This window comes from Phyllobacterium ifriqiyense, from assembly GCF_030817885.1.
Lineage (GTDB): Bacteria > Pseudomonadota > Alphaproteobacteria > Rhizobiales > Rhizobiaceae > Phyllobacterium > Phyllobacterium ifriqiyense.
This window is the reverse complement of sequence record NZ_JAUSZT010000001.1, coordinates 1-13,121: the sequence shown is the minus strand read 5'-3', so window position 1 is coordinate 13,121 and position 13,121 is coordinate 1. Positions and strand designations below refer to the sequence as shown.

General features: G+C 54.3%; 11 protein-coding genes and 1 pseudogene. 4 read left to right on the top strand and 8 right to left on the bottom strand.

The window, feature by feature from the left end; all coding sequences use genetic code 11:
- The first annotated feature begins 38 nt into the window (after positions 1 to 38).
- The gene (locus QFZ34_RS00060; protein ID WP_115053850.1) at positions 39 to 266 is read left to right on the top strand and encodes a CopG family transcriptional regulator; all 228 of its coding nucleotides are present in this window, start codon (positions 39 to 41) and stop codon (positions 264 to 266) included.
- Positions 266 to 700, top strand: a complete 435-nt coding sequence (locus tag QFZ34_RS00055) for a TA system VapC family ribonuclease toxin (RefSeq protein ID WP_115053700.1) — start codon at positions 266 to 268, stop codon at positions 698 to 700. The genes QFZ34_RS00060 and QFZ34_RS00055 overlap by 1 nt, the downstream gene beginning before the upstream one ends.
- A gap of 97 nt (positions 701 to 797) precedes the next feature.
- Here QFZ34_RS00055 and QFZ34_RS00050 read toward each other — a convergent pair whose 3' ends face one another.
- The 3 genes from QFZ34_RS00050 to QFZ34_RS00040 form a co-directional block, all read right to left on the bottom strand.
- On the bottom strand, positions 798 to 1,559 hold the full coding sequence (locus QFZ34_RS00050) for an ABC transporter permease (protein WP_115053701.1): 762 nt from the start codon (positions 1,557 to 1,559) through the stop codon (positions 798 to 800).
- On the bottom strand, positions 1,556 to 2,482 hold the full coding sequence (locus tag QFZ34_RS00045; RefSeq protein ID WP_307275253.1) for an ABC transporter ATP-binding protein: 927 nt from the start codon (positions 2,480 to 2,482) through the stop codon (positions 1,556 to 1,558). The genes QFZ34_RS00050 and QFZ34_RS00045 overlap by 4 nt, the downstream gene beginning before the upstream one ends.
- Positions 2,483 to 2,694: 212 nt before the next feature.
- A complete protein-coding gene (locus QFZ34_RS00040; protein WP_307275250.1) occupies positions 2,695 to 3,915 on the bottom strand; it encodes an MFS transporter in 1,221 nt (406 codons plus the stop codon).
- Positions 3,916 to 4,210: 295 nt separating this feature from the next.
- Here QFZ34_RS00040 and QFZ34_RS00035 point away from each other — a divergent pair, with 295 nt between their 5' ends.
- Positions 4,211 to 5,107, top strand: a complete 897-nt coding sequence (locus QFZ34_RS00035; protein ID WP_307275247.1) for a bile acid:sodium symporter family protein — start codon at positions 4,211 to 4,213, stop codon at positions 5,105 to 5,107.
- 115 nt (positions 5,108 to 5,222) lie between these two features.
- On the top strand, positions 5,223 to 6,050 hold the full coding sequence (locus QFZ34_RS00030; RefSeq protein WP_307275244.1) for an AraC family transcriptional regulator: 828 nt from the start codon (positions 5,223 to 5,225) through the stop codon (positions 6,048 to 6,050).
- A gap of 3 nt (positions 6,051 to 6,053) precedes the next feature.
- Here the strand turns inward: QFZ34_RS00030 and QFZ34_RS00025 are convergent, their stop codons facing one another.
- From QFZ34_RS00025 to QFZ34_RS00005, 5 genes and pseudogenes are all read right to left on the bottom strand, one after another.
- Complete coding sequence (locus QFZ34_RS00025) at positions 6,054 to 7,001, bottom strand: NADP-dependent oxidoreductase (RefSeq protein WP_307275240.1); 948 nt, start codon at positions 6,999 to 7,001, stop codon at positions 6,054 to 6,056.
- A gap of 13 nt (positions 7,002 to 7,014) precedes the next feature.
- Positions 7,015 to 10,791: a methionine synthase gene (metH, locus tag QFZ34_RS00020; protein WP_307275237.1), complete on the bottom strand. Its 3,777-nt coding sequence runs from the start codon at positions 10,789 to 10,791 to the stop codon at positions 7,015 to 7,017.
- Positions 10,792 to 11,000: 209 nt separating this feature from the next.
- A complete protein-coding gene (locus QFZ34_RS00015) occupies positions 11,001 to 11,792 on the bottom strand; it encodes a heme ABC transporter ATP-binding protein (protein ID WP_307275234.1) in 792 nt (263 codons plus the stop codon).
- A 2-nt stretch (positions 11,793 to 11,794) separates the two neighbouring features.
- Positions 11,795 to 12,898, bottom strand: coding sequence for a FecCD family ABC transporter permease (locus QFZ34_RS00010; RefSeq protein WP_115053851.1), 1,104 nt, complete (start codon positions 12,896 to 12,898; stop codon positions 11,795 to 11,797).
- 14 nt (positions 12,899 to 12,912) lie between these two features.
- Positions 12,913 to 13,121: pseudogene (locus tag QFZ34_RS00005) on the bottom strand (hemin ABC transporter substrate-binding protein); the annotation flags it as partial.

The window sequence follows — 13,121 nt, the reverse complement described above, 5'->3', positions numbered from 1 at the left end:
TGATGCGAGATGTTTGATGCGTGATGCAGGGCACGAAAATGAGAACGACACTGGCAATAGATGATGATGTACTTGCGGCGGCTAAAGGATTGGCGGCAAGGCAGCACAAGACTGTCGGAGAGGTGATTTCGACGCTGGCTCGTCAGTCGCTTCAGACTCCAGGCATGGGGAAAGATAAGCGAAATGGCGTGCCTCTGCTTCGGATAAAAGACAACACCCCGGTAACAATGGAATTCGTCAATCAGCTTCGTGATGAACTGCCATAATGGTATTTCTACTCGACGTTAATGTACTGATCGCCTTATTCGACCCGGTACATGTCCATCATGATGCAGCACATGAGTGGTTTGATCGTGTAGGCAAAGCATCGTGGGCAACGTCTCCGCTGACTCAAAATGGCGTGCTCAGGATCATAGGCAATCCACGCTACCCCAATTCCCCCGGCACCCCGGCGGCGGTCATGCCGCTACTTTCCAGCCTGACAGCTTTGCCCGGACACGTCTTTTGGCAAGATGATTTAAGCTTTGTAAGTTCTGACCTTATTGATCCAACAAGGCTTCTCAGTTTCAGCCAGGTTACGGATACTTATCTGCTCGCGCTCGCCCGTATGCGAGGCGGCCAACTGGCGACATTCGACCGGAGGCTGGTAACGGATGCTGTAGATGGAGGCAAGGGTTGCCTCCATGTCATAGATCAGTAGGCAGGCCAAGTGACCGGCACGCATCAAATTCATGCAAAATCACTGCGTCTCCTTGGAGCACCGTTTTGATTCAATCAAAACGCCAAGCGCTTTAGCCTCAGCTCTTCAACCGATATCCTGTCTTGAAAATCCAGCGCAGGATCAGCATGCAGGCCACAAGGAATACGGCAGTCATGGCAAGGCTGGTGCCGATATGCACATCGGACAGACCATAGAAGCTCCAACGGAAGCCGCTGATCAGATAGACAACCGGGTTGAACAGCGTCACCGTCTGCCAGAATGGCGGTAGCATGTCGATGGAGTAGAAACTGCCCCCAAGGAAGGTCAGCGGCGTGACAATCATGAGCGGCACGAGTTGCAGCTTTTCAAAACCATCCGCCCATATGCCGATGATGAAGCCGAACATGCTGAAAGTCACCGCCGTCAGGACGAGGAACAGCAGCATGATGAATGGATGCTCGATGCGCAGCGGAACGAACAGCGCTGCTGTGGCGAGAATGATCAAGCCGAGGATGATGGATTTCGTGGCGGCGGCCCCGACATAGGCAATGACAATTTCCACATAGGAGACGGGCGCCGACAAAAGCTCGTAGATCGTGCCGACAAATTTCGGAAAATAAATGCCGAAGGAAGCATTGGAAATGCTTTGGGTCAGCAGCGACAGCATGATCAGGCCCGGCACGATGAATGCGCCATAGCTGACACCGCTGATCTCGGGAATACGTCCACCGATCGCGGAACCGAAAACGACGAAGTACAGGCTGGTCGACACGACAGGCGAAATAACGCTCTGCATGATCGTGCGCCATGTACGGTGCATTTCGAACAAATATATTGCTTTGACCGCATAGAGGTTCATTTGCGTTCTCTCACCAGGCTCACGAAGATTTCTTCAAGTGAGCTTTCTTTTGTCTGAATGTCATTGAAGCGGACAGATGCCTTGTCGAGGTCCTTGAGCAATGAGGTAATGCCGGTCCTCTCTTTCTGCGTGTCATAGGTATAGACCAGTTCGCCGCCATCCTGCGACAGTTCCAGCCCGTATTTTTCCAGCGCTGCCGGAATATCCTGACGCGTTTCGGACAGTTGGAGCCGAAGCTGCTTCTTGCCCAAAGACCGCATCAGCTCATCCTTTTCCTCGATCAGGATAATCTCGCCGTGATTGATGACGCCGATACGGTCGGCCATCTGCTGGGCTTCTTCGATGTAATGCGTGGTCAGGATGATGGTGACACCGGACTCCCGCAATGCCCGAACCACATTCCACATATCGCGGCGCAACTCGACATCCACACCGGCAGTCGGTTCGTCCAGAAACAGGATTTCCGGCTCATGCGACAGGGCCTTGGCAATCATGACGCGGCGTTTCATGCCGCCGGAAAGGGTCATGATCTTGGAGTCTTTCTTCTCCCAGAGAGACAATTCTTTCAGGATCTTTTCGATATGCGCCGGATTGGCAGGCTTGCCGAAAAGACCCCGGCTGAAGCTGACTGTTGCCCAGACTGTTTCAAAGGAATCAGTCGTCAGCTCCTGCGGCACAAGACCGATCTTGGTGCGGGAGGCTCTGTATTCCTTGATGATGTCGTGACCATCGGCGAGAATTGTGCCCGATGTCGGATTGACGATACCGCAGATTATGCTGATCAGCGTCGTCTTGCCCGCGCCATTTGGCCCAAGCAGGGCAAAGATCTCGCCGTGACGAATTTCAAGATTGATATTTTTCAGCGCCTGAAACCCGGATTCATAGGTCTTGTTGACGCTGGAGACGGAGATTGCTGATGACATGATTTGTATCCGGAAGGAAACTTTATGCAATCTGAACACTGACACATGAATCAGATCGCCTGATGTGAAGCATCTAGGAAATGACGTTCCTTATATGGTGTTGAAAAAGGAATTTCAAACCACCCTGCTGACAAATGGCGTCAGTAGCCAAAAACAAAAAGGGGAAGCCACGCAAAGGCTTCCCCTTTTTTAAGGATTGTCAGATCCTGATCTTAGGCTTTTGCAATCTCGCCCCGGACTTCTCGCATGCTTGGCAGGAAGATGGTGAGCAATCCAAGGAAGGGCAGATAGGCACAAATCTGATAGACAAAATCGATGCCCTTACTATCGGCCACGAAACCGAGCACAGCCGCCGCAAGCCCGGCCATGCCGAAGGCAAAACCGAAGAAGATGCCGGCTACCATTCCAACCCGTCCGGGCACCAGTTCCTGCGCAAACACGACAATTGCAGAAAAGGCGGAGGAAAGAACGAAGCCGATGATGACGGTCAGCACTCCGGTCCAGAACAGGTTTGCGTAAGGCATCATAAGCGTGAATGGTAGAACACCGAGAATGGAGAACCAGATCACGGCCTTTGTGCCGATCCTGTCGCCGATAGGTCCGCCAAGGATGGTCCCGGCAGCGGCTGCACCAAGGAACAGGAACAGCATCATCTGAGACTGCTGCACCGTAATCTGGAACTTGTGAATGACGTAGAAAGTGTAATAGCTGGAAATGCTGACCATATAAATATTCTTGGTGAAGACCAGCAGGGTCAAGATGAACAGCGACATCATGATCTTGCCGCGCGTGAGGTTCACGATCTTTCTTGGCTGGGTCTTCTTGGCATTGGCAACACGGTAATCCTGATACCAGCTACCCACACGATAAAGAATGATCATGCCAAGCAGCGCAGCCGCCGAGAACCAGATAATGCTCTTTTGGCCATAGGGCAAAACGATAAAGCCTGCCAGCAATGGGCCAAGGGCTGTGCCGAAATTTCCACCAACCTGAAAAAGCGACTGGGCAAGCCCGTGCCGGCCACCGGAAGCAAGCCGGGCAACGCGCGAGGATTCCGGGTGGAATATGGAAGAGCCTATGCCAATCAAGGCGGCCCCGACGAGCAGCATTGCATAATGGGTGGCGAACGAAAGCGTGGCGAGACCCGCCAGTGAAAAGGCCATGCCGACCGGCAGTGAATAGGGCATGGGGCGCTTATCCGTATAGGTTCCCACAAGAGGCTGAAGCAGGGAGGCAGTCCCTTGAAAAATAAGGGTCAGAATGCCGATCTGCTTGAAATTCAGGCCATAATTCTCTTTCAGCATCGGATAGATGGCCGCAAGTAGCGACTGCATCATATCATTGAGCAGATGACAGAAGCTGACGGCGAATATAATAGCGAAGACGGTTGTTTCGGCAGCGGAACGCTGCGCGGGCATGGCTGTATCGGTCATTAAACTGGTCCATCAACTATGAGCGGATAAGCGAGGTTGCGACGCTCAGCTCATCCTCATACAGAAATTGCATGGAACCTGCTTTCGTGGTTTGGTCCATTTCTTTCGCAGGTGGGCCAAATGTGCACGGTCGTGCGATATTTCGACTGGATACAGCCTATGTACGACCACTGGACTTTAGTCTCATTGAAATCGAAATAAATATAACGTTGAGTGGGGGCCGTTCATTGGGGAGTGATGAACGTTCTTTCCTGAAGCATATCAGGTGCTCGGGAAACATATGTGAGGGGGAACTATGGAAAATAGTCTTGCGCTGACAATATTCCTGCCTGTGTCGCTGGGCATTATCATGCTCGGTCTTGGGCTGGCCTTGACCTTGGAAGATTTTCAAAAGGTGCTCAAGGCACCCAAAGCGGTTCTGGTAGCACTTGTCTGCCAGACATTCATTCTGCCTTTGGCCTGTGTTGCGATTATTTATCTATTCAATCTCGAACCCGCACTTGCCGTCGGAATGATGCTTCTGGCAGCCAGCCCCGGTGGCACGTCCGCCAATCTCTATAGCCATCTTGCTGACGGGGACGTTGCGCTGAATATCTCTCTTACTGCAATCAATTCCGCACTTTCGATCATAACTCTGCCGCTGATCGTAAATTGGTCGCTGGCGCATTTTTTCTCAGAAGGGCAAGCGATCCCGCTGCAGTTTGCCAAAGTGATGCAAGTATTCATTATTATGCTCGGGCCGGTGATCATTGGTATGTGGATACGCCACCGCTTTCCTGCTTTTGCCGACAATATGGCACGGCCCGTCAAGATATTGTCTCTGGTATTTCTGATGATGGTCGTGTTGGTCGCGCTTGTGCAGGAATGGGAGACACTCCAGATTTGGGCGCCGATAGTCGGACTCGCGACTTTGACATTCAATCTGGTCAGTCTCGCTATTGGTTATTTCGTGCCAAGGGCAGTTGGTATCGATAACCGCCAGTCGACCGCAATCGGCATGGAGATCGGTATTCACAACGGCACGCTTGCCATCGCCATAGCGCTCAGCCCGTTTCTCCTCAACAATCCTACAATGGCTGTCCCCGCAGCAATTTATGGGCTGATCGCCTTTGTCACGGCCGCTCTCTTTGGCTACTGGCTGAAGACGCGGCAAAAAGCTGCCGGAAAAGTGACTTTTGTCGATCCTATGTGAAACGGGCGGCTTGCAGGGGTTCGACAAGCATGCTCCAGGATCGGCAAGCCTTTAGCAGTTGAGCCAGCCTCGTTTTCATGGTTTGGTCTACTTCTTTCGTAAGTGGGCCAAATCCATGCGTTACAAAAACTTCCCGGGCACGAACTCTGCCGGAATGGAGCTGGAGAACCTGCACCAGCTCCGGTTGACGTGGCTGGATCAGGCGGAAGGAGATGTTCTTGCGCTTGCAACAGCCTATCCGGCAGGACATCATATCGCGCGTCATTATCACAACCAGTCGCAATTGTTGCACGCTATAGCGGGTGTGGCGATGGTCACAACCAAGTTCGGGCGGTGGATGGTTCCTCCACATCATGCCTTGTGGTTGCCTGCAGGGATTGAACATGCCGTCGACATGTTTGGTGATGTTTCCATGCAGTCGATCTATGTGCGGCCAGAGGCTGTGGATGGATTGAAAGGGCACCTCCATGTGGTGGGGCTGACGCCGCTGATGGACAGCTTGATCCGGGAGGCCGTTAACCTGCCAGCGGATGCCACTGCCAATACGCGGGCAGCGTTTGTCATGGGCTTGCTATTGCACGAGATTCCAAATCTACCCGAACGGCCGCTGGGTCTCCCCTTTCCAGATGATCGCCGCTTGGCAGCGCTTTGTCATGATTTTCTCAAAAGCCCATCGCCGCATACGAATATTGATCATTGGGCCGATGAGCTTGGCATGAGCAGGCGCACATTTACCCGCATATTCAAGCGGGAAACGGGTTTGAGTCTTTCCACCTGGCGTCAGCAGGCATGTCTGCTCGCCGCCTTGCCACGACTGACAGCGGGTGAACAGGTGACAAGTGTTGCGCTTGATCTTGGCTATGACAGCGTCCCGGCATTCACAACGATGTTCAAGCGGATGCTTGGAACGCCGCCCCGCGCCTATCTTCATCAAAGACTTTAAACGTCAATCGAACTTGATAAGCGTTTTACCGGCAGAGCGGCCCGCGCGGCTCTGTTCGATATTTTCCGGTACTTCGTCCAGTGAAATGATCTGATCAACCGGCACGACCACGCGGCCTGCAACCACATGATCGACAAGGCGCTCCAGAAGGGCTTGATCGGCGGCGAGTTCAAAATTGCCGCCCTTGAGCGAGCGCTTTTGCAACTCTGAATCATCGGCCACAAAGGCTGTTGTATAGGCGGTTCCGCCCTGTTTGACCTGTGCTGAAAGCGCGGAAAACTCCGCAGCATTGCTCATCAGGTCGATCAAGCCGTCAATGCCGCCTGGATAGAGCTTATGCAGCTGTTCGCTAGCAGGTGAAGCAGTGTGGTCAATCGTGGCAATGGCCCCGAGCTTAATCATTGCGGCGGCTTTTGCAGGGCGGGCGGTCGCAATGACTTTCAGACCGCGAGCCACCGCCAATTGCACGGCAAATGATCCGACGCCGCCTGTAGCGCCGACAATGAGGATGGTCGCGCCCTTTGGCAGATCAAGATTTTCGACCATTTGGAGCGCCGTCATTCCGGCAGTGGGAAGGGCGGCCGCCTGAAAGACAGTGAGGGCCTCTGGCAGTTTTATCAAAAGGTTCGATGCGGGCACGCGCGCATATTCCGCATAAGGGCCCTCGCCGAGCGGCATATGCAGAAACTGGCCGAATATTCTATCGCCAATGGCAAAGTCGGTAACGCCCTCACCGCAGGATTCGACCACACCCGCTGCATCATTACCCAAGATCAAGGGAAAAACATGCGGCGCCTTGTCTTTGAGAATTCCGTTTGCCACTTTCCAGTCGAATGGATTGATTGCGGCGGCAGATATTTTGACCAGAAGTTGATCTTTACCGGGCTGCGGCTTTGGAACGTCAATCAGTTCCACCTTTGCGCCAAATGACTGCACTGCTGCTGCCCGCATGATGATCTCCAAGCTATTCCGCCGCCAAAATGCGGGGCTGAGGAACATAGTTGAGAATTGGCCCAAGCCAACGCTCGACCTCTTCAATCGGCATGGATTTGCGCTGCGAATAATCCTCGACCTGATCGCGCTCCACCTTGGCGACACCGAAATAATAGGATTCGGGATGCGCAAGGTAAATGCCGGAAACGGAAGAACCCGGCCACATGGCATAGCTCTCGGTGAGCCGGACATTGATCTTTGCTTCCGCATCAAGAATGCGGAACAGCGTTTCCTTTTCCGTGTGATCCGGCTGCGCCGGATAACCGGGTGCCGGACGGATACCGCGATAGGGCTCGCCGATCAGCTCATCGGGAGCAAGCGCCTCATCCGGGGCATAGCCCCAATAGTCCTTGCGCACATTCTCATGCATCAATTCGGCAAAAGCTTCGGCAAAACGGTCGGCCAAAGCTTTGACCAGAATGGACGAATAATCATCATTGGCGCGCTCAAAGCGTTCGGCAATGGCGATTTCCTCAATACCAGCGGTGACGACAAAGGCACCGATATAATCCTGTTTGCCGCTATCGAGAGGGGCGACGAAATCGCTTAAAGCAACGTTTGGACGGCCATCGCGCTTGGATAGCTGCTGGCGCAGCGTATAGAAGGTTGCCAGATCTTCATTGCGGTTTTCATCGGTAAAGACGCGAATATCATCACCGACTGCACCGGCTGGCCAAAGACCGATGACGGCCTTGGGGTTGAACCATTTTTCAGCAATGATTTTCTTGAGCATTGCCTGCGCATCATCGAATAATTGACGGGCGGCGGCGCCCTGTTTTTCATCGTCCAGAATTGCCGGATAACGACCCTTCAACTCCCATGTCTGGAAGAAGGGTGTCCAATCAATATAACGGGCAATTTCGGCCAGATCATAATTCTCGAATATGCGGGTGCCAATGAAAGCCGGTTTTGGCGGTGTGTAAGCTGACCAATCAACCTTGTGGGCATTGGCACGGGCTTTCGCCAGAGGCAGGCGCTGCTTGTCGGCCTCATTGCGCGCATGGGCATCGGCAACCTTGGCATATTCGGCGCGAATGGTTTCAATATAGCCCGGCTTGATATCTGCGGACAGAAGGTTCGAAACAACGCCGACCGCGCGGCTCGCATCGGTGACATAGATCGTCTGCCCCTGATGATAGCGGGGATTGATCTTCACGGCCGTATGCACGCGACTGGTGGTTGCGCCGCCAATAAGCAATGGAATGTCAAAGCCTTCGCGCTCCATTTCGGCGGCGACATGCACCATCTCATCCAGCGATGGCGTGATCAGGCCGGACAGGCCGATTATATCAACATTCTGCTCGCGCGCGGTCTGAAGGATTTTCGTGGCCGGGACCATGACGCCCAGATCAATGATCTCGTAATTATTGCAGGCAAGCACGACGCCGACAATATTCTTGCCGATATCATGGACATCGCCCTTCACCGTCGCCATCAGCACTTTACCGGCGCTTTCGCGCTCGCCCGTGCCGCCATTGGCAAGCTTTTCCGCCTCCATATAGGGCAAGAGCAAGGCAACTGCCTGTTTCATCACACGGGCGGATTTCACCACCTGCGGCAGGAACATTTTGCCGGCGCCGAAAAGATCGCCGACAACATTCATTCCGGCCATTAACGGCCCTTCGATGACATGCAGCGGGCGTTCTGCTTCAAGACGGGCTTCCTCTGTGTCCGCGTCGATGAACTCGGTAATGCCGTTGACAAGCGCGTGTTCAATACGTTTGCCGACAGTCCACTCGCGCCATGCGAGATCGCGTTCGCGCGCCTCCTTGCCAGCCGCGCCCTTATAGCGTTCTGCCAGATCGAGCAGGCGTTCCGTTGCATCATCGCGCCGGTTGAGCACCACGTCTTCGCAGGCCTCACGCAGTTCCGGATCAATGGATTCGTAAACCGCGAGCTGACCCGCATTGACGATGCCCATATCCATGCCGACCTGAATGGCGTGATAGAGGAACACCGCATGCATGGCCTCGCGCACCGGCTCATTGCCGCGGAACGAGAAGGACAGATTGGAAATGCCGCCGGAAATATGCACATGCGGCAAGGTTTCGGTGATCTGTTTGGTCGCCTCGATGAAGGCGACGCCATAGCCATTATGTTCTTCGATGCCCGTTGCGACAGCAAAGACATTGGGATCAAACACAATATCTTCCGGCGGGAAGCCAGCCTCTTTGGTCAAAAGCTCATAGGCGCGGGTACAGATCTCGACCTTGCGCTCCAGCGTATCGGCCTGCCCCTCGGTATCGAAGGCCATGACCACAACCGCAGCGCCATAGGCACGAACCTTTTTGGCATAGGCGATGAAGGCTTCCTCGCCTTCCTTCATGGAAATGGAGTTGACCAGAGGCTTGCCCTGCACGCATTTCAGACCAGCCTCGATAACATCCCATTTGGACGAATCGATCATCACAGGAACACGGGCAATGTCCGGTTCAGCGGCAATCAGATTAAGGAACTCGGTCATCGCCTTTTCGCTGTCGATCAGGCCCTCATCCATATTGATGTCGATGATCTGAGCGCCATTTGCCACCTGATCGCGCGCCACATCCAAGGCTGTTGCATAGTCGCCAGCAGTGATGAGCTTGCGGAACTTCGCCGAGCCGGTGATATTGGTACGCTCGCCCACATTGACGAAAGGAATCTCCTTGGTCAGCGTGAAGGGTTCCAGACCCGACAGGCGCATATGGGTTTCAATTTCAGGTATTTTGCGCGGCGGATACTTGCTTACTGCCTCCGCAATGGCCCTGATATGCTCCGGTGTCGAGCCGCAGCAGCCACCAACAATATTCAGCAAGCCCTCGCTGGCGAAGCCTTCAAGCTGCGCCGCCATTGCTTCGGGGCTTTCATCATATTGACCGAACTCATTGGGAAGACCGGCATTGGGATAAGCGCACACGAATGTGTCGGCAACGTTTGAAATTTCTGCCAGATGTGCGCGCATGGCATTGGCGCCCAAAGCACAATTGAGGCCGATGGTGAATGGCTGCGCATGGCGCACCGAATTCCAGAAGGCGGTGGGGGTCTGGCCAGACAGCGTGCGCCCGGACAGATCGGTGATCGTGCCGGAAATCATCACTGGCAGGGTGATACCTTTTTCTTCGAACACCTCATTGGTGGCAAAAATTGCCGCCTTGGCATTGAGCGTATCGAAAATGGTCTCGATCAGGATGATGTCTGCACCGCCATCGATCAGACCGCGAACCTGTTCGGCGTAGGCAGTACGCAGATCGTCGAAGGTGACAGCGCGATAGCCGGGATTGTTCACATCCGGAGACATGGAGGCGGTGCGATTTGTCGGGCCGAGGGCACCGGCCACGAAGCGCTTGCGTCCATCCTTCTGTTCCGCCTTGATGGCCGCGCGGCGCGCAAGCCTCGCCCCGTCGCGGTTCAGCTCATAGACGACCTCTTCCATACTGTAGTCAGCCTGGGCAATGGTGGTCGACGAAAAAGTATTGGTTTCCAGAATATCGGCACCGGCCATCGCATAGGCATAGTGGATATCTTCAATCGCCTGTGGCTGGGTGAGAATCAGAAGGTCATTATTGCCCTGCAAATGGCATGAGCAATCACCAAACCGGTCGCCGCGAAAATCATCCTCATTGAGGCTGAGACCTTGAATCTGCGTGCCCATAGCGCCGTCGAGAATCAATATGCGTTCTTTGGCAGCCTTTGTCAGCGCTGCAAAAACTTCCCTGCCGTCCCGTGGCGCGCCCATGGGACCGAAGAGATTATCAACCGCATTATTCATAACTCGAACGCCTCAAAACCAACATTGGGATGAGGTTTAAGGTTCACATAAAGATATGTTTATGTCAACAAATCAATTCTGCAAGCGGCATAAAATGTCGTAGTTGAACAGGGCGTTCTTTTCGTGTTTTCCCGTGCTCTGATGGCTCGCCCTCCTGACCCTCTCGAAGGGCGAAGCACGCATAGCTTCATTGCAATGTCGGTTAACTGTCAGATGGCGGCGGATTGCGGCAGAACAAATGGCATTTGTCCCGCTGGCAGGACACCCACTTTGAGCGCGCACTCATAAACACGTAAAATGCGCTCATCAGTCAGGACATCCTGCGGCGCTCCTACCTTATCCACATGACCCTTATGCATGACAATGACGCGATCCGCATACATGGAGGTCAGATTGAGATCGTGAAGAATCGCGATCACACCGCCGCCGCGTTTGGCAAAGGATTGTGCGATTTCCATGATGATCAGCTGATGCTTGATATCGAGGCTTGAGACAGGCTCATCGAGAAAGAGAAAGCGCGGTTGATTATCCAGTACCGGCTGCCAAACCTGGCATAATACGCGGGCAAGTTGAACACGTTGCTGCTCGCCGCCGGAAAGCTCCTGGTAGAAACGACCGCCGAATCCGGCAAGGTCAACCATTTCAAGAGCTTCGTCAGGCAAGTGTTCAACGTTCTTTACGGTGCCAAGTGAGCGGCCGCTCGTCAGCCCAAGCTTGATTATTTCACGGACCGTAAATGGAAATGCCAACGTGGTGGATTGCGGCAGGACGGCGCGCATTGCCGCCATCTGCCAGAGCTTCAAATGTTTCAGGGAATGCCCGTTGATGGTGGCTGCCCCGCTATAGAGCAAATCACCCGAGAGCGCGCGCATAAGCGTGGTTTTGCCCGAACCATTGGGCCCAACAATGACAGTGATCTCTCCGGCCAAAGCGTCAAAGCTTGCATTGTGCACGATTTGGGTCTTGCCCAGATGAACACCCAAGTCCGAGACGTGAATCATTGTTATAAATCCAGAATGCCGCGTTTGCGCAGCAATATCCAAAGGAAGACCGGAGCGCCGACAGCCGCCGTGACAATACCTATCGGCAGTTCTGCGGGCGCAACGACTGTCCGGCTGACAGCATCGGCCAAAAGCAAAAGGCTGGCTCCAAACAGCGCCGATGCGGGCAGAAGATAGCGGTGATCGGGTCCGATGACGAGCCGCAGCAAATGGGGGACAACCACGCCGACAAACCCGATAACACCGCTCACGGCCACGGAAGCGCCTGTCGCTGCCGCAACGGCGATGATCGCTATGATCTTGAAGCGCTGCACCGGAATGCCGAGATGGTTGGCTGTCGCCTCGCCCAAGGCAAGACCATTAAGGCCGCGCGCCAAAAAGGGCGATACGAGCAATGCAACCACGATGAACGGAGTTGTTGCGGCGATTTTCATCCAGCTTGCTCCGGCCAGTGATCCCAATAGCCAGAAGGTCAGATCGCGAAGCTGGCGATCGTCAGCAATATAGGTAAGCACGCCCATATAGGCTGTCGCCATGGCGCCAAGGGCAATGCCTGCGAGAAGCATGGTGGCGATGGAGGTTTGGCCGCGCCGCGTGGCAACCGTGTAAAGTATGAAGGTGAATGCCAAGGCGCTGACGAAAGCGGCGAGCGGCAGCGAATATAGGCCCAGAAGCGCCATGACGGGTGCCAAGACCGTATTGCCGAGCACGATCACACTAAGCGCTCCAAGGCCAGCCCCGGAGGAGACGCCGACAATGCCAGGATCGGCTAGCGGATTGCGGAAAAGCCCCTGCATGACGGCACCGGAGACGGCAAGCGAAGCGCCGATCAGCGAGCCCAGAATGACACGGGGCAGACGAATATCATAGATGATGATGCTATCGCGCGCCGACAAAGCGTCTGTGCCGCTATTGCCTGTCTGAAACCATGATCCGACAACGGAAACCACTGATGCATCAGAGGCTCCGGCCGTGAGACTGAACAGGAAAGTCACGGCAAACGCCAAGCCGAGCAACGCGATTACGAACCTGGCCAGAAAAGACCGGTCGCCATCCGCCCGGCCTTTCCTGCTGCCCCGTTCTGAGCGCAGGGAAGCAGGTTTCATGAGAATGGCCTCGCTCATTGGCTTACTGCGTCGCCGTAAAGTCGCTTGGACAAGTCGCGAACCGCGCTCGCTGTCCGAGGCCCAAAGCCTAGCAGATATTGCCCGCCCATACGTATGATTGCTTTGTTCTCACCTGCTGGTGTTGAAGCAATCGCCTTATTGGCAAGCAACTCCTTGTCGACTGTCGCGTGATTGTCGCCGCGATCCATTACCAGGATCACAT